General features: G+C 60.8%; 18 protein-coding genes and 1 pseudogene. 14 read left to right on the top strand and 5 right to left on the bottom strand.

Going from position 1 to position 21,527, the window contains the following annotated elements:
- Positions 1–56: 56 nt before the first annotated feature.
- Positions 57–2,195, top strand: a complete 2,139-nt coding sequence (locus H4W29_RS02585) for a sodium-translocating pyrophosphatase (protein WP_192727528.1) — start codon at positions 57–59, stop codon at positions 2,193–2,195.
- A 74-nt stretch (positions 2,196–2,269) separates the two neighbouring features.
- On the opposite strand, the gene H4W29_RS02580 is transcribed toward H4W29_RS02585, so the two are convergent.
- A complete protein-coding gene (locus tag H4W29_RS02580) occupies positions 2,270–2,803 on the bottom strand; it encodes an outer membrane protein assembly factor BamE (protein ID WP_183744058.1) in 534 nt (177 codons plus the stop codon).
- Between the two features lie 188 nt (positions 2,804–2,991).
- Between H4W29_RS02580 and H4W29_RS02575 the strand changes: the two are divergent.
- The 6 genes and pseudogenes from H4W29_RS02575 (at position 2,992) to H4W29_RS02550 (ending at position 7,425) form a co-directional block, all read left to right on the top strand.
- A pseudogene (locus tag H4W29_RS02575) lies at positions 2,992–3,583 on the top strand (ubiquinol-cytochrome C chaperone family protein).
- Positions 3,584–3,593: 10 nt separating this feature from the next.
- Positions 3,594–4,148, top strand: a complete 555-nt coding sequence (locus H4W29_RS02570; protein WP_192727526.1) for a YceD family protein — start codon at positions 3,594–3,596, stop codon at positions 4,146–4,148.
- A gap of 101 nt (positions 4,149–4,249) precedes the next feature.
- The gene (plsX, locus tag H4W29_RS02565; RefSeq protein ID WP_192727525.1) at positions 4,250–5,296 is read left to right on the top strand and encodes a phosphate acyltransferase PlsX; all 1,047 of its coding nucleotides are present in this window, start codon (positions 4,250–4,252) and stop codon (positions 5,294–5,296) included.
- 19 nt (positions 5,297–5,315) lie between these two features.
- On the top strand, positions 5,316–6,287 hold the full coding sequence (locus tag H4W29_RS02560) for a beta-ketoacyl-ACP synthase III (protein ID WP_192727524.1): 972 nt from the start codon (positions 5,316–5,318) through the stop codon (positions 6,285–6,287).
- A 106-nt stretch (positions 6,288–6,393) separates the two neighbouring features.
- Complete coding sequence (locus H4W29_RS02555; protein WP_007819963.1) at positions 6,394–6,732, top strand: integration host factor subunit alpha; 339 nt, start codon at positions 6,394–6,396, stop codon at positions 6,730–6,732.
- Between the two features lie 150 nt (positions 6,733–6,882).
- Complete coding sequence (locus H4W29_RS02550; protein WP_192727523.1) at positions 6,883–7,425, top strand: MerR family transcriptional regulator; 543 nt, start codon at positions 6,883–6,885, stop codon at positions 7,423–7,425.
- Between the two features lie 97 nt (positions 7,426–7,522).
- On the opposite strand, the gene H4W29_RS02545 is transcribed toward H4W29_RS02550, so the two are convergent.
- Complete coding sequence (locus H4W29_RS02545) at positions 7,523–7,864, bottom strand: response regulator (protein ID WP_192727522.1); 342 nt, start codon at positions 7,862–7,864, stop codon at positions 7,523–7,525.
- Positions 7,865–8,058: 194 nt separating this feature from the next.
- Here H4W29_RS02545 and H4W29_RS02540 point away from each other — a divergent pair, with 194 nt between their 5' ends.
- Positions 8,059–9,696, top strand: a complete 1,638-nt coding sequence (locus H4W29_RS02540) for a response regulator (RefSeq protein WP_192727521.1) — start codon at positions 8,059–8,061, stop codon at positions 9,694–9,696.
- Between the two features lie 34 nt (positions 9,697–9,730).
- On the opposite strand, the gene H4W29_RS02535 is transcribed toward H4W29_RS02540, so the two are convergent.
- Positions 9,731–10,051 carry a DUF1236 domain-containing protein gene (locus H4W29_RS02535; protein WP_192727520.1) on the bottom strand — a complete coding sequence of 107 codons (321 nt, stop codon included), beginning with the start codon at positions 10,049–10,051 and terminating at the stop codon, positions 9,731–9,733.
- Positions 10,052–10,372: 321 nt separating this feature from the next.
- On the opposite strand from H4W29_RS02535, the gene bcsN reads away from it, so the two are divergent.
- The 6 genes from bcsN (at position 10,373) to H4W29_RS02505 (ending at position 20,328) form a co-directional block, all read left to right on the top strand.
- A complete protein-coding gene (bcsN, locus tag H4W29_RS02530) occupies positions 10,373–11,356 on the top strand; it encodes a cellulose biosynthesis protein BcsN (protein ID WP_192727519.1) in 984 nt (327 codons plus the stop codon).
- Between the two features lie 55 nt (positions 11,357–11,411).
- Positions 11,412–13,610, top strand: coding sequence for a UDP-forming cellulose synthase catalytic subunit (gene bcsA, locus H4W29_RS02525; RefSeq protein ID WP_192727518.1), 2,199 nt, complete (start codon positions 11,412–11,414; stop codon positions 13,608–13,610).
- The gene (locus H4W29_RS02520) at positions 13,607–16,054 is read left to right on the top strand and encodes a cellulose biosynthesis cyclic di-GMP-binding regulatory protein BcsB (protein ID WP_192727517.1); all 2,448 of its coding nucleotides are present in this window, start codon (positions 13,607–13,609) and stop codon (positions 16,052–16,054) included. The genes bcsA and H4W29_RS02520 overlap by 4 nt, the downstream gene beginning before the upstream one ends.
- Positions 16,051–17,097 carry a family 8 glycosyl hydrolase gene (locus H4W29_RS02515; protein ID WP_192727516.1) on the top strand — a complete coding sequence of 349 codons (1,047 nt, stop codon included), beginning with the start codon at positions 16,051–16,053 and terminating at the stop codon, positions 17,095–17,097. Before H4W29_RS02520 ends, H4W29_RS02515 begins: the two co-directional genes overlap by 4 nt.
- Positions 17,094–19,502 (top strand): cellulose synthase, encoded by a 2,409-nt coding sequence (locus H4W29_RS02510; protein ID WP_192727515.1) that lies wholly within the window; start codon positions 17,094–17,096, stop codon positions 19,500–19,502. Before H4W29_RS02515 ends, H4W29_RS02510 begins: the two co-directional genes overlap by 4 nt.
- A 157-nt stretch (positions 19,503–19,659) precedes the next feature.
- Positions 19,660–20,328, top strand: coding sequence for an HAD family hydrolase (locus tag H4W29_RS02505; RefSeq protein ID WP_192727514.1), 669 nt, complete (start codon positions 19,660–19,662; stop codon positions 20,326–20,328).
- Between the two features lie 34 nt (positions 20,329–20,362).
- Here the strand turns inward: H4W29_RS02505 and H4W29_RS02500 are convergent, their stop codons facing one another.
- Both H4W29_RS02500 and H4W29_RS02495 read right to left on the bottom strand, forming a co-directional pair.
- Positions 20,363–20,995 (bottom strand): outer membrane protein, encoded by a 633-nt coding sequence (locus H4W29_RS02500; protein ID WP_192727513.1) that lies wholly within the window; start codon positions 20,993–20,995, stop codon positions 20,363–20,365.
- A gap of 217 nt (positions 20,996–21,212) precedes the next feature.
- Positions 21,213–21,524 carry a hypothetical protein gene (locus H4W29_RS02495; RefSeq protein ID WP_192727512.1) on the bottom strand — a complete coding sequence of 104 codons (312 nt, stop codon included), beginning with the start codon at positions 21,522–21,524 and terminating at the stop codon, positions 21,213–21,215.
- Positions 21,525–21,527: the final 3 nt, after the last annotated feature.

Genomic DNA, 21,527 nt, shown 5'->3' with positions numbered 1-21,527 from the left:
AGCAGCATTCGTCGCCGGAGAAGGAGTGAGTTCCGGCTTATGGGAGGAAAGAGCGAATGACCATTCTTTTATTGGTAATCGCATGTGGCCTGCTCTCGGTGGTCTACGCCATCTGGGCAACCCGGTCGGTGCTTGCAGCCGATCAGGGCAACAGCCGCATGCAGGAGATCGCGGGCTATATCCGCGAGGGCGCCCAGGCCTATCTGACGCGTCAGTACAGAACCATTGCCATCGTAGGCATTGTTGTTTTCATTGCAGCATGGCTGCTCCTTTCCGCCACGGCCGCGATCGGGTTCCTGATTGGCGCCGTCCTCTCGGGTGCTGCCGGCTTCATCGGCATGCATGTTTCCGTCCGCGCCAACGTGCGCACCGCCCAGGCAGCATCCGCCAGCCTCAAGGCCGGCCTGGACATTGCCTTCAAGTCGGGCGCGATCACCGGCATGCTGGTTGCCGGCCTCGCACTGCTCGGCGTCTCCATCTATTATTACGTGCTGACCATCGTGCTCGGACACGAGGCTGGCTCGCGTGAGGTCATCGACTCCCTCGTGGCGCTCGGCTTCGGCGCATCGCTGATCTCGATCTTCGCCCGTCTCGGCGGCGGCATCTTTACGAAGGGTGCCGATGTCGGCGGCGATCTCGTCGGCAAGGTAGAGGCCGGCATTCCGGAAGACGATCCGCGCAACCCGGCAACCATTGCCGACAACGTCGGCGACAATGTGGGCGATTGCGCCGGCATGGCAGCAGACCTTTTTGAAACCTACGCGGTGTCCGTCGTCGCAACGATGGTTCTGGCGGCAATCTTCTTTGCCGGCGCGCCCATCCTGCAGTCGGCGATGATCTATCCGCTGGCAATCTGCGGTGCCTGCATCATCACCTCGATCATCGGCACCTTCTTCGTCAAGCTCGGCGCAAACGGCTCGATCATGGGCGCCCTCTACAAGGGCCTCATTGTGACAGGTCTTCTGTCGATCATCGGTCTCGGTGCTGCGACCTCGCTGACGGTCGGCTGGGGTTCGCTCGGCCAGGTCGCCGGCTTTGAGGTGACGGGCACGAAGCTCTTCGTGTGCGGTCTCGTCGGTCTCGTCGTCACCGCGCTGATCGTCGTGATCACCGAATATTATACCGGCACGGGCAAGCGCCCGGTCGTCTCGATCGCCCAGGCATCGGTGACCGGCCACGGTACCAACGTCATCCAGGGCCTCGCGGTATCCCTGGAATCGACGGCGCTGCCGGCAATCGTCATCGTCGGCGGGATTCTTGCCACCTATCAGCTCGGCGGCCTGTTCGGCACCGGCATCGCGGTCACCGCCATGCTCGGCCTCGCCGGCATGATCGTGGCGCTCGATGCCTTCGGCCCGGTTACGGACAATGCCGGCGGCATCGCGGAAATGTCCCATCTGCCGCCGGAAGTGCGCAAGTCCACCGACGCGCTCGATGCCGTCGGCAACACGACGAAGGCCGTCACCAAGGGCTATGCGATCGGCTCGGCCGGCCTCGGTGCCCTGGTGCTCTTTGCGGCCTATGCGAACGACCTGCAATATTTTGCTGCGCATCCGGATCAGTATCCGTATTTCCAGGATATCGGCTCGATCTCCTTCGATCTGTCGAACCCCTATGTCGTCGCCGGTCTCTTGTTCGGCGGCCTGATTCCCTATCTTTTCGGCGGCATCGCCATGACCGCTGTCGGCCGTGCGGCCGGCGCGATCGTCGAGGAAGTGCGTAAGCAGTTCCGTGAAAAGCCGGGCATCATGCAGGGCACGGAAAAGCCTGATTACGGTCGCGCCGTGGATCTTCTGACCAAGGCCGCGATCCGCGAAATGATCATTCCGTCGCTGCTGCCGGTGTTGGCGCCTGTCGTTGTCTATTTCGGCGTGCTCGTCATCTCCGGTTCCAAGGCGTCTGCCTTTGCGGCACTTGGCGCATCGCTGCTCGGCGTCATCATCAATGGCCTCTTCGTTGCTATCTCGATGACCTCGGGCGGCGGTGCATGGGATAATGCCAAGAAGAGCTTCGAAGATGGCTTCGTCGACAAGGATGGTGTCCGTCACATGAAGGGTTCGGATGCGCACAAGGCATCGGTGACGGGTGATACCGTCGGCGACCCCTACAAGGATACGGCCGGTCCCGCGGTCAACCCGGCGATCAAGATCACTAACATCGTGGCGTTGCTGCTGCTGGCGATTCTCGCGCATTAAGATGCGCTGGCCGACAATACGAAAAACCCGCCGGATCGCTCCGGCGGGTTTTTCCGTATGAGAAACAGCTTGCCTTAACGCAAGCTGGACGGGTTCTGCGGCGTGCCGCCGGCACCGCCACCGAACAGGCTGCGGGCCGCATTCGCCGCGCTGCCGCCAGACAGCATCTGCTGCAGGAAGGTGAGTTCGCGGCCGCCGGTGGGCGTAACGCGCGAAATCGTGTCGAATACCTTGCCGTCCTGCAGGGTATAGTTGGCACGTCGGGTCACGACGCCGTCCTTGTCGAAATAGATGGCGAGAATGCTCTGGTCGGTGACGCGCAGCTTCTGGTAGGCCATCGAGCGCTGGCGGCGCTGCGATATGTAATAGAAGACTTCGCCGTCGAAGGTTGCCGTCGTGGACGGTGTGCCGAGCGACAGCAGCACCTGTTCGCGGCTGGAACCCTCAGGCACCAGCGCCAGCGACTGCTGGTCAACGATATAACCGCCGTTCAGCACGGTGCTCGTCTGGCAGCCTGAAAGGGCGGTGGTGGAGGCGATTATGATGGCAATGGCCGCATTGCTGAAGAATTTCATGTCTGACTTGAAATACCGTTTCTTCAACGACATCTACTCCCTTGAGTATCGATAGCAGCCATTCCAAATACTGCGTGCTTCCTCCTGCAAAACCATTGTGGCCATTCCGGGGTCAAATTCTCCCGATCCGCCTCGTTGTGCACCGGAGCGCACCTGTCCCGAAACCGGCCACGAACAGCATTGCAATTCGCGCCTGCTTCGGTAAACCAGCTTTCGAAATCATGCAACAAGGCCCGGTGTCGCTCGGCGCCAAGAATGTGGCATTTCCGGAAAAAACAAATGATCTTCGGGCTCTTCGGTAAGAGAAACAGCAATCAGACCATCGTCGAGCGGCAATATGCGGCTCTTACGGCCGCTGCTCGCATGCCGGAGCTCTATGAGCGCCTTGACGTGCCCGATACCGTCATGGGCCGCTTCGAGATGCTGTCGATCGCCATGATCTTGTTTTTCCGCCGCACCCGCACCTCCGGGACCAGCGGCAAGGAGATCGCCCAGGAAATCGTCGATGCCTTCTTTCAGGATATCGACTATTCGATTCGCGAACTCGGCATCGGCGACAACAGCGTGCCGAAGCGCATGAAGAAGCTCGCGGGCATGTTCTATGGCCGGTTGGAAGCCTATTCGAAGGCTATGGATGCCGGTGATGCCGCTGCTCTTTCCGCAGCACTTCAGCGCAATATCTATCCCGAAACCGCCGGAGCCGCCGACATGAGCGGCCTCGCGCAATGGATGATGGCGGCGGAAGCCCACTTGTCGGCCATTCCCGAAGAGGTGCTCGCCACCGGTTCGGCGACGATTCCCGAGGTCGCCTGAGGAGAAGATCATGAAGAAAGATCTGAGCGAGATTCCGTTTTCCTATCCGGTCAAGGTCGGACACATCTCCGCCAATCCGGTCGAGGTCCGCATGAGCGCCGACAAGGATGAGCTGAAGGCACTGGCCGAAAGCTGGAACGTCGTGTCGGTGGACAATCTCCATGCCGATCTGCAGATCAACAGGTGGAAGCGCGACGGTATCCGCGTCAAAGGGCGGGTGCAGGCGAAGATCGTCCAGTCCTGCATCATCACCCTCGAGCCTGTGGAATCCGAGATCGACGAGAGCTTCGAGCAGATCTTCGTGCCTGAAAATTCCAAGCTCGCCCGCCATCCGGCTAATGATACCGGTGAAATGGTGCTGGATCCCGACGGTCCGGACCTGCCGGAAGTCTTTGCCGGCGATACGATCGATGCCGGTGAGGTCGTCGCAGAATTCGCAGCACTTGCCATCGATCCCTATCCGCGCAAGGAAGGCGTGGAGTTTGAGGCCCATATCGAGGATACGGGGGAAAATGACCGGAAGCCCTCTGCCTTTGCCGCGCTCAAGGACTGGAAAAAGGACTGAAGCATCACCGGCATTTGCCATAATTCAGTTGTAAGCGACGCCAAAACCGGTATTTTGGCCGAAATTTCGTCCTTGAGGCGAAAGAGAAGGATCAGGGACGCGTGATCAGAATATCTCTCGACCTCATGGGTGGCGACTTTGGTCCCCAGGTTGTCATCCCCGGTGCTGCCAAGGCGCTGGACAGGCATCCGGATATTTCCTTCGTCTTTTACGGCATCAAGGAACAGTGCGACCCGGTTCTGGCGAAGTTTCCCAAGCTTAGGGAAAAGTCGACCTTTCACGATTGCGAACTTGCCGTCAGCATGGAAGAGAAGCCGAGCCAGGCGCTGCGCCGCGGCCGCTATGTCTCCACCATGTGGCGCACCATCGAAGCGGTGAAGTCGGGCGAGGCCGATGTCGCCGTTTCCGCCGGCAACACCGGCGCGCTCATGGCAATGGCCAAGTTTTGTCTGCGCACGATGGCCAATATCGAACGCCCGGCGATCGCCGCCATCTGGCCGACGATGAAGGGTGAAAGCATCGTCCTCGATGTCGGCGCCACGATCGGCGCCGATTCGCAGCAGCTCATGGATTTTGCTCTCATGGGCGGCGCGATGGCGCGAGCCTTGTTCGAGGTGGAGCGCCCGACCGTTGGTCTGCTGAATGTCGGCGTCGAGGAAATCAAGGGCCAGGAAGAGGTCAAGGAGGCTGGTCGCCTGCTGCGCGAGGCCAATCTCGATTCGCTCGAATATTCCGGCTTCGTCGAAGGCGACGATCTCGGCAAGGGCACGGTCGATGTGGTGGTGACGGAAGGCTTTTCCGGCAATATCGCGCTGAAGGCGGCCGAAGGCACGGCCCGGCAGATCGCCGGCTATCTGCGCGCCGCTATGTCGCGCACCCTGCTTGCCCGCATCGGCTATCTCTTCGCCAAGAGCGCCTTCGACATGCTGCGTGAGAAGCTCGATCCGAGCAAGGTCAATGGCGGCGTGTTTCTCGGCCTGAACGGCATCGTCATCAAGAGCCATGGCGGTGCGAATGCCGAAGGCATAGCCGCGGCCATCGAAGTCGGTTATGACATGGCCAAGAATGGCCTGACCCAGAAAATAGAAAACGATCTCAAAAAATATCATGCCAAGCGGCTGCCCCCGATGGGGCCGGAAGCCGCGTGAGCGACGGGGTTCAAGCAATATGATCCGATCAGTGGTTCGTGGCTTCGGAGCAGCACTTCCGAAACGCGTGATGACCAACCGCGAAATGGAAGGTGTCGTCGATACGTCGGACGAATGGATCGTCCAGCGTACCGGCATCCGGCAGCGTTACATTGCCGGCGATGACGAAACGACGTCGTCGCTCGGCGAGGCGGCAGCGCGTGCCGCGCTCGCAAATGGCGGCCTGACGCCTGATGACATCGATCTCATCATCTGTGCCACCTCGACGCCTGACAACACCTTCCCGGCGACATCCGTCAACATCCAGAATCGTCTCGGCATGGCGCACGGCTTCGCCTTCGACGTTCAGGCCGTCTGCACCGGTTTCGTCTATGCAGTGACGACGGCTGACGCCTATATTCGGGGTGGCCTTGCAAAGCGTGTACTCGTCATCGGCGCCGAGACCTTCTCCCGCATCCTCGACTGGAATGACCGTACCACGTGCGTGCTTTTCGGTGACGGCGCCGGCGCGATTGTGCTGGAAGCAGCCGAAGGCGAGGGCACGACCGCAGATCGCGGCGTGCTGACCGCACATCTGCGCTCCGACGGTTCGCACAAGGAAAAGCTCTATGTCGACGGCGGTCCGTCCTCGACGGGTACGGTCGGCAAGCTGCGCATGGAAGGTCGCGAGGTCTTCAAATATGCCGTCGGCATGATTACCGACGTCATCCAGGCCGCTTTCGATTCGACTGGGACGACTTCCGATGATCTCGACTGGCTGGTCCCCCACCAGGCCAATCGCCGCATTATCGACGGTTCGGCCAAGAAGCTGAACATTGCTCCGGAAAAGGTCGTCATTACCGTCGATCTGCACGGCAATACGTCTGCTGCCTCCATTCCGCTGGCACTTGCGACGGCTGCAGGTGATGGACGCATCAAGAAGGGCGACCTCGTGATGCTGGAAGCCATGGGCGGCGGCTTCACCTGGGGCGCGGTTTTGCTGCGCTGGTAGGCACAAATCCTAAAAAACTGGCGGCGAACAAGAGCTTGACCGTGAGGCACAAGACAAATAATCTTCGTCCACTTTCACAAAATATTTTCTATTGGGCGGGGAAACCATGACCGGAAAGACAGTTACGCGAGCAGACCTGGCGGAATCCGTTTTTCGGAAGGTCGGTCTCTCCCGGACCGAATCTGCTGAGCTTGTCGAAACGGTCATCGACGAGATCTGCAATGCCATCGTGCGCGGCGAGACCGTCAAACTCTCCTCCTTCGCAACCTTCCAGGTGCGCGACAAGAACGAGCGTATTGGCCGCAACCCGAAGACCGGCGAGGAAGTTCCAATCTCCCCCCGTCGCGTCATGACGTTCAAGGCATCGAATGTGCTCAAGACGCGCATTCTCAAGTCCCATGTCGCCCGGAAGGGCAAAACGAAGCCGCAAAATCCGGCTGCCTGATCATCTTTTTCTCCGCTGAACGGAAAATTTTTTTGCTGCTTAGCTCCTCCGGCTGTGCGCAACGCCAAGACGTGACTTGAATTCGCGGCTCCAAACCGTTGAAATATGATGAGTCGCCGTTTGGATCGATCCGCGAGGTCGCGTAGCAGTATGACGTTGGACAAGAGCCCGGATGCCTTTCGCACCATCAGCGAAGTTGCTGATGATCTCGACCTGCCGCAGCATGTGTTGCGCTTTTGGGAAACCCGCTTTCCGCAGATAAAGCCGATGAAGCGGGGTGGTGGCCGGCGTTATTACCGGCCGGAGGATGTCGACCTTTTGAAAGGTATCCGCCATCTGCTCTACGATCACGGTTATACGATCAAGGGCGTGCAGAAGCTCCTGAAGACAAACGGCAACAAGTTTGTCGTCGCGGTCGGTCACGGTGATCTTGCAAGCGTCGAAGCGCTCTCGGGCAACGTGAACGATACGGTCGCAGGTGAACCGCGCGTCGCTATGGCGGAAGAGGATCAGATCGTCGGCCGCGCAAAGCCGCCGATCACGCGCCGCTTCTTCAATTTCGTCAGCGGCGAGGATGATCAGCCGGAGATTTCGGTCGGCAAGTCGAGTGTTGGCAAAGAGGATCGAGCGCTTCTCCAGGAAGCACTTTACGATCTCCTGGAATGCAAGCGTCTGCTCGATCAGGTGCGCTAAAGCACGTCGTGCAAACGAGCGTAGCGGTTGCAGTAACGACATGCGTGAGACAAGAATTTAAAGCGCGGCGGACGAATCTGAAAGATCGCGAGTCGCTTCAGGCCTGCATGCCCTTCAGCGCTTTTTCGAGATCGGAGAGCTGGAACGGTTTTCTGAGGATAGGCTGGCTTGAACTGCTGCCTTCGGGTGCGCTGCCATATCCCGTTGCAAAGACATAGGGCTTGCCGAGCGCCTCAAGCAGCTTTGCGACCGGCAGCGAACTCTTTCCAGCCAATGATACGTCGAGAATAGCCGCGTCGAACTCCTTGTGCTGGGCTGCGTCGAGCGCCTGCTCCAGATCCGGAACATTCGCACTGACGCGATAACCGAGATCCTCGAGCATCTCCTCAAGCAACATGGCGATCAGCGCATCGTCTTCGACGATGAATATGTCTTTCATGGTTTTGTCCACCCTTTACCCTTGCGCAGACCATGCCAGGCCCTTTGCCGGGTATCACGGGGCTTATCTGTCCCGAGCCGGCTGCTCGTCAAGGCTGGATCGCCATAGTACGAGAAACGGCATATTGCCCGGCCGGATTCGATATGCAAAAGCTGGAGGGCCCGTTTTCGTAACGGAAGGGAAGAGGCTGGGAAATGGATTTGTTGAGCGCCACGGACTGGCTGCGTCATAGGCCGGGTTTGACCTATCCGTTCGCTGTCGCCGCTGTCGTATTCACCTTCCTGCTGCGCGTTGCTGCCGGCGATTATCTCTCCGGCTTTCCCTTTCTGAGCTTCTTGCCCGCCGTCCTTATCGCAAGCTTCATCGGCGGTGCCGGGCCAGGGGTAGTCGCCGCCATTCTGTCGGGTTTCGTCGTCCAGCAGTTCTTCGTAGAGCCGCACGATATCTTCTGGCCCGTCACCTTCGGTCAATGGATCGGCCTGTCGACCTTCGTCGTCAACGCATTCATCATCGTCGGATTGATGCAGGCGATCGTGATCTCGCACGGCCGGCAGGCGCATCTGCGCGGAGAGCTCAACGATTTCAACAGGAAACTGGAAGAGACGGTTGCGCAGCGCACCGGCGAACTGAAACGCGAGATGGCGGAACATGCGAGCGCCCAGGCGCAGGTGCGCCAGTTGCAGAAGATGGAAACCATCGGCCAGCTGACCGGCGGCGTCGCTCACGACTTCAACAACATGCTGGCGATCATCGTCGGCAGCCTCGATCTTGCCCAGAGGCGGCTGAACGGTAAGGAGGATCCACGCCTCCTGAACTCGATCCAGAGTGCCAGGGACGGTGCGCAGCGCGCGGCGGTGCTGACCGCGCGCCTGCTCGCCTTTTCACGCCAGCAGCCGTTGGCGCCGGAAATCATAGATGCAAACAAGCTGGTCGGCGGTATGTCGGAACTGCTGCGCCGGATGCTGGGTGAGCAGATCAGGATCGAAGCAGTTCTGGCGGGTGGCCTCTGGCCGACCTTCGCCGATTTGAGCCAGCTTGAAAATGCCATCCTCAACCTCTCGGTCAATGCGCGCGACGCCATGCCCGACGGCGGGCATCTGACCATCGAGACGGCCAATACCGAACTGGACGACCGTTATGCGCGTATGCACCAGGAGGTGGAGGCCGGCCAATATGTGATGATCAGCATCACCGATACCGGCATCGGCATGTCACCCGAGGTTCTGGAACGCGCCTTCGATCCTTTCTATACCACGAAAGGTCCCGGCAAGGGCACGGGCCTCGGCCTCAGCCAGGTTTACGGCTACGTCAAGCAGAGCAGGGGACACATCAAGATCTATTCCGAGATCGATCGTGGCACGACCGTAAAGATCTATCTCCCGCGCCATGTCGGTTCGGGCGACGCCCGTTTTTCGGCGCCGTCGATGACACCGATCCCGCAGGGAAGCATCGAAGATACCATTCTCGTGGTGGAGGATGACGAGAGTGTGCGGGAAATGACGGCCGAAAGCCTGCGCGAACTCGGCTATAGCGTGCTGCAGGCCGCAGGCGGTCCTGAGGCGCTGGACATTCTGCAGAACGAGCGCGTCGATCTCATCTTCACCGATATCGTCATGCCGCAGATGAATGGCCGCCAGCTTGCTGATGCGGTCATGGATAAGTGGCCGGAAATCCGGATACTATACACGACAGGCTACACACGTAATGCCATCGTTCACAATGGTGTGCTGGATCACGGCGTCTCGCTGCTTGCCAAGCCCTTCAGCCTGGAACAGCTCGCCCACAAGGTCCGGGAAGTGCTGAACAGCAAGCCTCCCGCGGAGCAGGGGTGAGGCCCGGGACGAGCCTCATTGCCATGCCGAGGACCTATTCCAGAACCTGAATGATGCGGTGCGTCTGCGGCTCGACGATTACGCGGCGCTCGTTGATCACGGTATAGCCATACCCGTTCACATTGGGAACGGTGTGGATTTCCACGGTGTCGGGAAGCGTCGCACCGACGGCGATATCGCCGTCATAGACAACGGAGGGAACGCTCTGTTCCATCACATAGGTGCGGACTTCCCCTGGAAGTACGACAGTCGAACCGGTCGGCGCCGGATCGGTTATGATGACGCTGCTCTGCGCGAAGGCAGCGGAGCTTACGGTCAGCATGAGGGCGGCCGCGGCCAGCATGGTCTTGCGCATGGATATTCTCCTTTTCCTACCCAGCCATCGGGAAAACGTCAGCCATGCTTCATGGTTCCGCCGGCGCGAAGCAGGAGCCGGGCAAGGTTGAGAACCTCCGTGCGTCCCTTGTTAGATACCCTTCGGTTCCTTTCACGTGGCTGCGCCCGCGAAGGTGGAGCGGCCGCCAACTTTACCCGGTACAACTGCTGAGACGTTGACCATTTGTTAACCATAAGCATCGTTTATTCCTAATGAACGACATAGGGTTGTTGATTCGGAAATTCGTCGCGCTTTGTCCCCTCAGGCAAAGATTAAAAATACGATAGCAACGGCCAGGACATGCATTTTCCGAAGACGATATCGGTAGTGGCCGTTGCGGCCATGATAGCCGGCTGCACGTCGACAGGTGGAGTGCGTCAGCTTGCCGGGCCTGAGGCCGTAGCGCCGGAAAAGGCGCTTGTCCTGCCGCCCCCCGGTGGTCCGTCGATTGTCAGCGTCGTAGAACAAAAGCGCGGAAATGGTGTGGAGCAGACGATATCGCTCTTCACCTCCTCATCTGTTCAGGGCCAGAATTTCCTGAAAGCGCAATTCCTTGGCGCGTCCGGCGCCAATCCAGGGACTGGTAGCACCTCCTACAGGATGATCCGGGAAGGGGATATCGCCCGCGAGATGGCGCGCTCCGTTCCCGCCGTTCCGATGGCGACATCAGCTACTTTCCTGCAGAACAGCTACGGTCCCTTCGGCTATGCCTCGGGCCACAGCCGCGCCGGCGATACCTGTATTTATGCCTGGCAGCAGATCCGCTCCAGCCAGTCCGCGCACACGCAGGCGCGCAACTTCGGCATGATCCAGATCCGCCTGCGCCTTTGCGATGCCCGTGCTACTGAGCGCCAGCTTCTCGGCATCGTCTACGGCTACACCGTCACCGGCACTTTCGACGGCGATATCTGGAATCCCTATGGCGCTCCGCCGCCGGCCAATCCGACGCTCGGCCAGACCGGCGCGCCGATCTATCCGGACGAGGGCGGCTATCGTCCGACCACGATGCCGATCGGTTACGAGCCCGCTCCGGCCGCTATCCGCCAACCACGGACCGTGACCGTGCGACGGGCGCAGCCGCAGCCCGCACCTGTCGCGCCGGTCCTGCAGCCGCCTGTCGGTCCTCGCGTGCCGCTGCCGAATGACGACACGCAGACGAATGCGATAGAGCCGCCGGCAGAGGCGCCGGCGACGATCCAACAAACGGCAAGGCCGATCGGTGTGACCGTGCCTTCGCCTGACTGCATAGGCGATGCGGCCATGACGGCCGGCTGCCAGAAATAGCAAATATGCCCAATGCGCCGATGCGCAGCGGTTGAGCCATTTCGAAGGAACGTTCATGCGCAAGGCTGGCAGTGTTGTCATATGGGCTGTAGTGTCGCTTTGCGTGATCGCCCTGATCACGCTGCCCGTCAATCTGCAGACCCAGCTCATTGCCAGCATCACCGTCGTCACGGTCATGGCGCTCATCAAGGTGCTGAAAGGCGAGGGTACATGGCGTCTTGTGGCGCTCGCCTTCGGTACGTCCATCGTGCTGCGCTATGTCTATTGGCGCACGACCAATACGCTGCCGCCGGTTAACCAGCTCGAAAACTTCATTCCTGGCCTGCTGCTCTATCTCGCTGAAATGTATAGCGTGATGATGCTGGCGCTATCGCTCTTCATTGTCGCGACCCCGCTGCCGCCGCGCCCTTCGCGTGCCGGCAAGCTCGAGCGCTTCCCTCATGTCGATGTCTTCGTGCCGTCCTATAACGAAGATGCCGGCCTGCTTGCCAATACGCTCGCCGCCGCCAAGGCGATGGATTATCCGGCCGACAAACTGCACGTCTGGCTGCTGGACGATGGCGGCACGTTGCAGAAACGCAATTCCGGCAAGCTGATCGAGGCGCAGGCTGCCGCCGCCCGCCACGCCGAACTCAAGCAGCTCTGCGTCGATCTCGATGTCAATTACCTGACGCGCGATCGCAACGAACATGCCAAGGCTGGCAACCTCAACAACGGCATGCAGCATTCGAGCGGCGAACTGATCGCCGTTTTCGATGCCGACCATGCGCCGGCGCGCGACTTCCTTCTGGAGACGGTCGGCTATTTCGACGACGACCCGAAGCTTTTCCTTGTCCAGACACCGCACTTCTTCATCAATCCGGACCCGCTGGAGCGCAATCTGCGCACCTTCGAAAAGATGCCGAGCGAGAACGAAATGTTCTACGGCATCATCCAGCGCGGCCTCGACAAATGGAACGCCGCCTTCTTCTGCGGTTCGGCAGCGGTGCTGAGCCGCCGCGCGCTCCAATCCGCCAACGGCTTCAGCGGTGTCAGCATTACCGAGGATTGCGAGACCGCGCTTGCTCTTCACGGCGCCGGCTGGAACAGCATCTATCTCGACAAGCCGTTGATCGCCGGCTTGCAGCCGGCCACCTTCGCAAGCTTCATCGGCCAGCGCAGCCGCTGGGCGCAGGGCATGATGCAGATCCTGCGTTTCCGCTTTCCGCTGCTCAAGCGCGGCCTCACACTGCCGCAGCGTCTCTGTTACATGTCCTCGTCGCTGTTCTGGCTGTTCCCGTTCCCGCGCACGATCTTCCTCTTCGCGCCGCTCTTCTATCTCTTCTTCGACCTGGAAATCTTCACGGCTTCCGGCGGCGAGTTCCTAGCCTATACGCTCGCCTACATGGTCGTGAACCTGATGATGCAGAACTATCTCTACGGATCGTTCCGCTGGCCGTGGATTTCCGAACTCTATGAATATGTGCAGACGGTGCACCTGTTGCCGGCTGTCGTTTCGGTCATGCTCAATCCGCGCAAGCCGACCTTCAAGGTCACCGCCAAGGATGAATCCATCTCCGTCAGCCGCCTGTCGGAAATCAGCAGGCCCTTCTTCGTGATCTTCGCGGTGCAGATCATCGCCGTCGCGATCACCATCTACAAGATTTATGCCGAACCCTATAAGGCGGATGTCACCCTCGTCGTCGGCGGCTGGAATATCATCAACCTCATCCTTGCCGGCTGTGCGCTCGGCGTCGTCTCCGAGCGCGGGGAGAGGGCATCCTCCCGCCGTGTGCGCGTCAACCGCCGCTGCGAATTCTGCATCGGCGATCAGTGGTACACGGCCTCTATCGAGGATGTCTCCGTCCACGGCGCGCGCCTGCACATCTTCAGCAAGCATTTCGATGCAGTGCAGGTCGGGGCGCTCGGCGAAATCCGCTTCCGGCCCTATAGCGGCGCCGATCTCGAAACCCTGCCGCTCATCGTCCGCAATATCGAGCCGTCGGGCGATATTACCAATGTCGGCTGCCAGTATCAGCCGAAGAGCGCGCTGGATCACCGCCTGATCGCCGACCTGATCTTCGCCAATTCCGATCAATGGAGCCAGTTCCAGGCTTCGCGTCGCCGCAATCCCGGTCTCATCAGGGGTACCGTCTGGTTCCTCGGCCTATCGCTCTATCAGACGAGCCGTGGCCTGGTGTATTTCTTCCGCAGCATGCGGCCGGAGCGCGAGGCGCATCGACAGCAGCAGGCCGCAAAGGTGAACGCCGGATGAGAAAGCTCTTCGCCGCTTCCCTTCTCCTGGTCGGTACATCGGTTTTCGCTCATGCGCAGATCAGCCCTTTTGACATGTCCGGCGAGCGTCCGGCGGGTGCGCCGGTTGCTCCACGCCTGAGACTGCCCGCCCAGCCCGCGCCGGCTCCTGCTCCCGTCGTGCCGCAGACGGTTGCCCCGCAGCCGGTGCCGCCTCCCGCACCGGCGCCGGCAGCGCCTTCTGCCCCGGCACAGGCTCAGCCACAGCCGGCGGCCACGCAGCCTGCCGTCCGTCCCGTCGCGGTCGCTCCGCAGACCGGTGATGTCAGGCGCTACATCGTGCCCTTCTCCGAACTTGGCCTCAGTGGTGAATATGACCGCAGGTCATGGTCGATCTATCTGACGACCGAGCAGGCGGCGGCGAAAGCGCGGTTCACTTTCACCTATCAGAACGCCGTCGTCGTCGCTCCCGAAGTGTCGCAGCTGACCGTGTTCATCAACAACCGTGCCATCGGCCAGCAGCAGGTTGGTTCGCCCGATAGCCCATCGGCGGTCAGCTTCGACGTTCCTCCGGGTCTTTTGCAACCCGGTGCTAACCTCATCACCTTCGAAGCCAATCAGCGCCACCGCACGGATTGCAGCATCGACTCCACCTATGAGCTCTGGTCGAACATCGATCCGGCCGGCACCTATCTGAGTTTTGCCGGCCGCGATGCCGGCCAGCTTTCCGGCACGGATGCGATCCGCGCCATCGGCGTCGATGGCACCGGCAAGACGGAATTCGATCTGGTCGTTCCGGCGATGGAACAACCCGGCACCACCAAGCCACTTCTGCGTCTGGCGCAGGGCCTGTCGCTCCTGAGCGGCATGCCGAACCAGGTCTTCGGCTTCAGTACCGGCGCGCTTCCGGCAGGTGGTCCTGGCAAGATGGCGGTGCTCGTCGGTACCGCCGCCGAACTGCGGCCTATCTTCCCTAGCCTTCCCCAGGGCGCTGAAAGCGCACCGCTTGCCGCCTTTGTCACTGATCCGCGCAGTGGTTCGCCCGTCCTGCTGATCAGTGGTCCGTCCTGGCAGGCGGTTTCGACCGCGATCGATACTATCGTGTCTCCGACGGACCGCACCCCCGAAACACGCCGCGACGTGCTGACCACGCAGCGCTGGACGGCGCCCGACGCGCCGCTTCTCTTTGCCGATACGCGCATCCCGCTTTCGCAGCTCGGCATACGCACCGTCGACTTCTCCGGCCGCCGCTTTCGCACCGGCTTCAATGTCGCCGTGCCGGCCGATTTCTATGCCAATGCCTATGGCGAGGCGAAAATCCTGCTCGATGCCGCCTATTCCAGCAAAGTGCTCCCTGGCAGCCATATCGACGTCTACGTGAACGGCAATATCGCCTCCACCGTGCCGATCGCGACGAGCAACGGCGGTATTTTCCACCAGCTTCCGATCCGCGTGACAATGCGGCACTTCAAGCCTGGCCTGAATTCGATCGCCATCGAGGCAGTTCTGATGACCGAGGACGACGCGGCCTGCGTCCCCGGCGCGACGGCCTCGCAGGCGCCGCGCTTTGCACTTTTTGACACGTCCGAATTTCATATGCCGGATTTCGCCCGCGTCGGGCAGCGTCCGAACCTCGCGGCCATGGCCGGCACTTCCTATCCCTATGGACGCAATCCTGATCCGACGCCGCTGTTCATCGACCGTACCGATGCCGATACGCTCTCGGCCGCTGCGACCCTGCTTGGTCAGCTCGCCATCATGGCCGGTCATCCGATCGCAATCGAAACCGTCGCCTCGCCGGGTGTGATCGGTGACCGCAACGCCATTTTCATCGGCTCGATTTCGCAGATGCCGGCAACGGCGCTTACCCAGGTCAATGTCGCAACTGCCAGCCAGGCTTCCTGGCGACCGGTGACGGATTCACAGCCGACGGAAATCGATAATCGAGAGGCGCTGGAGCAATGGCGCTCGCGCATCGCCGGAGGCGCACTTCAGGGTCGCATAGAGGCGTTCCGCGAATGGCTGCGCCGCAACTTCGACATCACTGCCAGCTCGCTGCAATTCGTCCCAAATGCCGAACAGGTCTTCACGCCGTCGAATGCGGCGACCTTGATGATCGCTCAGGGCAAGAGCCCAGATGGCGGCGGTACCTGGACGGTCGTGACGTCGCCCTCGGCCAAGGACCTGCGCGAGGGGCTGAATGCACTCACCGCCCAGATGAACTGGCCGCAGATATCGGGCCATATCACCACCTATTCCAGCCGCACCGGCAAGATCGAGAGCGTTCCGGTCACGCGCTTCGATTTCGTGCCTACTGGCGGCTTGTCGATCGCCAACTATCGCCTGATCGCTGCCAACTGGCTGTCGACGAATATTCTCTCCTATTCCTTCCTTTTGGTCGTGTTGTCGTTGCTGATCGGTCTGGTCACTTCCAGAATGCTTTCAAGGCTCGGCAGGTCGAAATGAGGGGATGGGTCGCCACACTGCTCGCAGGCACGATGATGCTGGCGCTCGCCAGTGAGCCGGCCTCTGCCCAGCAGCCGCGGATCAGCAGCGAGGCATGGGCTGCCTACAAGGCGAAATTCCTCGATCCGAGCGGCCGCATCGTCGATAACGGCAACGGCAATATCAGCCACAGCGAAGGGCAGGGCTATGGCCTGCTGCTCGCCTATCTCGCGGCAAGCCCGGCCGATTTCGAGCAGATTTGGTATTTCACCCGCACCGAACTGCTGTTGCGCAATGACGGCCTTGCCGTCTGGAAATGGGATCCATCTGCCACCCCGCATGCGACCGATGCCAACAATGCTTCCGATGGCGACATATTGATCGCCTATGCGCTTGCGCTGGCGGGCTCCGCCTGGAACCGAACCGAATATATCACCGCGGCCACCCGCATGGCGCAGTCGACGCTGTCGGAAACCATAGTCGAATTTGCCGGCCGCACCCTGCTGATGCCCGGTGCGGATGGCTTCTCCGGCGCGGATCGCGACGATGGCCCTGTCATCAACCCATCCTACTGGGTCTATGAAGCGCTTCCCGTCATGGCGGCACTTGCACCGTCCGATCGGTGGCAGAAACTCGCGGATGACGGCCTCTCGCTGCTCAAGGCCATGCAGTTCGGCCCGCGTAAGCTGCCTGCCGAATGGGTAAGCCTGAAGCGCCAGCCGCAGCCGGCCGAAGGTTTCGACATTGAGTTCGGCTACAATGCGATCCGTATCCCGCTCTATCTGGCGCGAGGCGGTGTGACTGACAGGGCGTTGCTGGCGCGTCTCAAAGAAGGCATGACCGCAAATGGCGTGCCCGCCACCATCGATCTGACGACCGGGCAGCCGAAGACCGAGCTTTCCGACCCTGGTTATGAAATTGTTAACCACGTTGTGGCCTGTGTACTAGACGGAACCAAACTTCCTGCCGAAGCGCTGCAATTTGCGCCCGCCTATTATTATCCATCAACGCTTCAGCTTCTGGGGCTGGCCTATGTCGGGGAGAAGCATCCAGAGTGTCTGTGAAATCTTCTCTTGTGGCGATCACGGCATCAGTCCTGGTGGCGACTCTCATCGCCGGGCTGAAGGACCGTGAAGCGTTGCAGGAGCGTTTCGGCTTCGGTAGCAGGGCCCCCGAACTCATGATGATGGGCCGCATCAAGGGGCCGGATACTCCCTCCAACCAGCCGATCGACGTGCAGACCGTGGCGGAACGAATCCAGGCCGCGACACAGGATAATTCCCAGACGAATCTGGCCCAGACAAGCCAACCCCAGACAAGCCAAGCCCAGACAAATCAGGCCCCGCAGCCGGCTCCGGTCGTCCCGCAGACCACACCATCAGCGGCTCCTGCCGGTGCCGCCACCGCGCCGGCCAATCCGCCTGCAGGCACGGCAGCAGGCCAGCAGCCGGTCGTTGATCTAAGCGCCCTTCGTTATTTCGCAAGCCGCGGCGACAAGCTTCGCCTGCAGGCGGAGATCTCCCGCCTGCAGGCGCTCTATCCGAATTGGGTGCCGCCTGCCGATCCACTCGCCATTCCACAGAACGGCGATAGGCAACTCGAAAACATGTGGCGGCTTTATTCGGAGGGCCGTTATGCCGAGCTGCGCAAGGCGATCGCCGATCGTCAGGCCGCCGAAAGCTGGCAACCGCCAGCCGACCTGCTCGACCGCCTGGACGTCGCCGAATCCCGAACCCGGCTCATCAATGCCTCCGATCTCAAGCAATATGCGACGGTCATCGATATCGCAGCCGAAACGCCGAGCCTGCTGACCTGCGCCGAGATAGATGTGCTCTGGCGCGTCGCCGAGGCATTCGTTGAGACGAACAGGCAGCAGCGCGGGCAGGATGCCTACACCTACATCCTGAAGAATTGTACCGAGCCTGCCGAACGTGTGGCGACGATCCAGAAGGCTGCCGCTCTTCTGCCGTATGGTTCGATGCAGGCGCTGCTTTCCCTCGAAAAACCTGCCGATGCCAATGGTATCAGGGAATTCGACAGCCTACGCGACGATCTTGCCCGCCGCTTTGTTGCTGCTGGCAACGACGATGCCAAGCTCGAAGTCGCTCCCGATTATATCTCTCGCGTCGAGAGGCTTGCCAAAGAGCAGGGGCTACCCTCGGACGCGCTGCTGCTCGGCTGGTATCAGCTTCGCCGCAACAACGAGGCGGATGCCGAAAGGTGGTTCCGCATCGCCCATGACAAGCAGGATTCCGCTGTTGCCTCGCAGGGCCTGGCGCTGGCGCTGATTGCCCGAAAGTCGCCGCAGGAGGCGGAGGACGTCATGTATAAATGGCGTGGCGATTCCAAGGATGCGACCGCCACCTATCTTGCCGCGACCGCCAATCTGATGGCCTTGCAGCCGCCGGCGGATCTGAGCGAGGAGGTGCTCGGCCGTATCGCCGCTGCGATCATCGAGCAGAAATACGTGCCGACGGCCCAGCAGTTCGGCTGGTATGCCCGTTCGTTGAACCAGTTCCAGACGGCGGCCCGCTGGTTCGAGACGGCACTGCGGTGGAAGCCGGACGATGAACCTTCAGCCTATGGCCTTGCAGTTACCCGCCAGCAGTTGAACGACCGTGCCGGGGTTGCCGAGATCCAGCGTCTCTGGGCCGGTCGTTCGGCCCGCATTGCCACGTTGAACGATACGTCTGCGGCTTCCCGAGCCAACGCTCCATTGCCGGCCCCCGGCTCTGCGGCCGAGCCGCAACCCGCAGCACCGCAAGTCCAGTCTGCGCCGACCGAACCTAGTGCGGCCTTCCAGCCGGAGCCGCAGTCCCTCGCGCAATTCCAATCCCAGCAGGCGCAAGTGCAGCCCCAGTCCGTTGTGCCGGCCCAGTCCGTTGTGCCGGCAAAGCCCGCGCGGGTCATGCAGACGGTTGCAGTCGAGCGTGGCCCGCGCCAGCTGCGCGGGTGCTCCACGACCATTGATCCCGCCCGCCTCAGCCCTGGTGATGCGCTGACACGCGGCTGGTGCCTGATGGACATCAACAGGCCCATGGAAGCGGTGAAGGCTTTCGAGGCGGCGCTTGCAAGTCCTGTGCGCAAGGAGCGTGAGGATGCCGCCTACGGCCAGAGCCTTGCCTTTCTGCGGGCCGGCCTTTCCAACAATGCTGCAGTCGCGGCTACCAGGGCACCGCAGAGCCGCGACCGCGCCTCCGAACTGCAGGTGGCGATCCTTGCCGATCGCGCGCTAGCCGCCTTCGAAGGCCGCCGCTATCGCGAAGCGCTCATTTTTCTCGACCAGCGCGCCCAGCTGCAGCAGGAGCGCGTCGATCTCATGGTGCTGCGTGGCTACAGCTACATGAACCTGAAAATGTTTGGTGACGCGACCCGAGTTTTCGAGGCTGCGGCCGCTACCGGCAATCGCGATGCCACACGCGGCCTCGCGGATGTCAAGAGCATCACCCATCCCGAGGTAAACAACTAAAGCGTGGCGCGGTCATTCAGATCGCTTGCGACGCCTTGGGTGCTTGTTTGACTCACCGCTGCACAGTTTTGCGCGACATGCTTTCGGTTGACGTCGCTCCTGTGCTCGGTTAGTCGCTGAAGGCCCGACGGCTTTCCGCTTCGCAAGGACCCTTCCTGTGCCTGCTTCCCATCGCGTTCTCGACAAGACCTACGATGCCTTCCTCTTCGATATGGACGGCACGGTGCTGAACTCCATCGCCGTCGTCGAGCGCGTCTGGAGCGAGTGGGGGCTCCGCCATGGTTTCGAGCCTGAGGTTCTTCTGAAGACCATCCATGGGGTTCGGGCATCCGACAGCATTCGCCAGCTCGGCCTTCCCGGTGTCGATCCGATTGCTGAGGCAAAGCTGCTTCTGAAGGAGGAGATGGAGGATTTCGAGGGCATCGTCGAGATTCCAGGCTCCATCCGCTTCCTCAATGCACTGCCCGCGGATCGCTGGGGGATCGTTACTTCGGCGCCGATCGAGCTCGCCCTCCGCCGCATGGCGGCCGCAGGCATTCCCATGCCGAAAATGATCGTCAGCGGCGAGGAAGTCTCGTCAGGCAAGCCAAGCCCGGAATGCTATCTGCTCGGCGCGAGCCGCCTCGGGGTCGATCCCGCCCGCTGCCTGGTATTCGAGGATGCGGTAGCTGGCATTCTCGCCGGTGAGGGTGCGGGTGCTGATGTCACTGTCATCACTGAAACCCATGCGACGCCCTTCGAGACGCCGCATTTCACCATCGCCAACTATGCTGCATGGCAGCCGCGTCTGATGGCGGACGGCAAGCTCGCGCTCTCCGCCGCATAATCCGGCGGCCAGAATAGTCTGAAGGCAGGAAGCTTCAGAATTTGTAGCCCACGCCAATCATCACGACATGCTGGTCGATATCGCCGTCGAGCCCGAGAAGATCGGCGCTGCCATAATCATTGTAGCGATATTCCAGCCGGCCGAAGACGTTATTGGTGAAGGCATAATCGACGCCCGCGCCGATCGTCCAGCCCGATAGCGTATCCCTGTCGTTGCCGGCGGGACCGTCGATATGGACCTGTGCGCCTGTCCAGCCTGCCGCGCCATAGATCAGAGCGCGATCGATCGCATAGCCGAGCCGGGCGCGAACGGAGCCGGCAGTTTCGAGGCCAACTTCAAACGGGCCGACATCGGCCTTGTCCCAATTATAGGAAACGTCACCTTCGATACCGAAGACGAAATTGTTGTCGAGCTGCCAGTTATAGCCGACGAAGCCGGTGATCAGGCCACCATTCATGTCTTCGGAAAAGACGTCAAAATCGCCATTGGCCCAGGTCGGCCCGCCGCCAAGACCGGCATAGAAACCCGTCCATGTGAAGACCGGCGTGATCTCGGCTGCCGGTGCGGCCGGCACCTCTTCGATGGCATCGGCCGCCATGGCTGAGCCGGCGACAAGGCCGGTGATGAGGAAGCTGGCGACTGCGGCGGATACGAAGCGACGTTTCATGATTTCCCCCTTGCCGGAAAGAGCCCGGCTGAAAACTCGTTTGAGATCCGACTGTCTCGGACAGAAACCGCATCGGCGCACAGCACACGCGGCTGCGGGCAAGCGACCCGCAAAAGCATGCGTTTCCAACGCGGTCTTTGGGGAAAGGTTCCGGGGAAGGGGATTACAGCCCGACTGGATGGTCTGGCCCGATCGGCAGGGCAGAAGCCGGCGAGGCTTAGAGCTTGATGCGATTACCCTTGTTGTCGATCATCTGCAGCACGTTGCCGTCCGTCTTGATCGAAATGCAGTCAGTCTGCTTGTTGGGGAAAAGAACGCAGATCTGACCGTCTGAAATTTTGTAGCCGTTCTTATTGCCTTGACGATATTCATAACCGTTCGAGGCTTTCCGCAAGTCGCTGGCGCCCTTCAGAAGCTGACGGATTTCGTTTTCCTTGGCGTTCCGGAATTTGACGTTTTCTGCCAATGCGATATGCGAGGTGGCCAGCGTCACGATCACGCCGATGAGAAGTGAGCGGCTTGGCAGCATGTG

This window comes from Rhizobium viscosum, from assembly GCF_014873945.1.
GTDB classification, from domain to species: Bacteria; Pseudomonadota; Alphaproteobacteria; order Rhizobiales; family Rhizobiaceae; genus Rhizobium; species Rhizobium viscosum.
The sequence above is the reverse complement of the archived record's forward strand: the minus strand, read 5'-3'. Positions and strand labels throughout refer to the sequence as shown.

Excerpts from the sequence above, each read along its gene's own strand:
- H4W29_RS02585 (WP_192727528.1), top strand. The coding sequence starts at position 57 with ATGACCATTCTTTTATTGGTAATCGCATGTGGCCTGCTCTCGGTGGTC.
- H4W29_RS02580 (WP_183744058.1), bottom strand. The coding sequence starts at position 2,803 with ATGTCGTTGAAGAAACGGTATTTCAAGTCAGACATGAAATTCTTCAGC.
- H4W29_RS02570 (WP_192727526.1), top strand. The coding sequence starts at position 3,594 with ATGAAGAAAGATCTGAGCGAGATTCCGTTTTCCTATCCGGTCAAGGTC.
- H4W29_RS02560 (WP_192727524.1), top strand. The coding sequence starts at position 5,316 with ATGATCCGATCAGTGGTTCGTGGCTTCGGAGCAGCACTTCCGAAACGC.
- H4W29_RS02555 (WP_007819963.1), top strand. The coding sequence starts at position 6,394 with ATGACCGGAAAGACAGTTACGCGAGCAGACCTGGCGGAATCCGTTTTT.
- H4W29_RS02550 (WP_192727523.1), top strand. The coding sequence starts at position 6,883 with ATGACGTTGGACAAGAGCCCGGATGCCTTTCGCACCATCAGCGAAGTT.
- H4W29_RS02545 (WP_192727522.1), bottom strand. The coding sequence starts at position 7,864 with ATGAAAGACATATTCATCGTCGAAGACGATGCGCTGATCGCCATGTTG.
- H4W29_RS02540 (WP_192727521.1), top strand. The coding sequence starts at position 8,059 with ATGGATTTGTTGAGCGCCACGGACTGGCTGCGTCATAGGCCGGGTTTG.
- H4W29_RS02535 (WP_192727520.1), bottom strand. The coding sequence starts at position 10,051 with ATGCGCAAGACCATGCTGGCCGCGGCCGCCCTCATGCTGACCGTAAGC.
- bcsN (WP_192727519.1), top strand. The coding sequence starts at position 10,373 with ATGCATTTTCCGAAGACGATATCGGTAGTGGCCGTTGCGGCCATGATA.
- bcsA (WP_192727518.1), top strand. The coding sequence starts at position 11,412 with ATGCGCAAGGCTGGCAGTGTTGTCATATGGGCTGTAGTGTCGCTTTGC.
- H4W29_RS02520 (WP_192727517.1), top strand. The coding sequence starts at position 13,607 with ATGAGAAAGCTCTTCGCCGCTTCCCTTCTCCTGGTCGGTACATCGGTT.
- H4W29_RS02515 (WP_192727516.1), top strand. The coding sequence starts at position 16,051 with ATGAGGGGATGGGTCGCCACACTGCTCGCAGGCACGATGATGCTGGCG.
- H4W29_RS02500 (WP_192727513.1), bottom strand. The coding sequence starts at position 20,995 with ATGAAACGTCGCTTCGTATCCGCCGCAGTCGCCAGCTTCCTCATCACC.
- H4W29_RS02495 (WP_192727512.1), bottom strand. The coding sequence starts at position 21,524 with ATGCTGCCAAGCCGCTCACTTCTCATCGGCGTGATCGTGACGCTGGCC.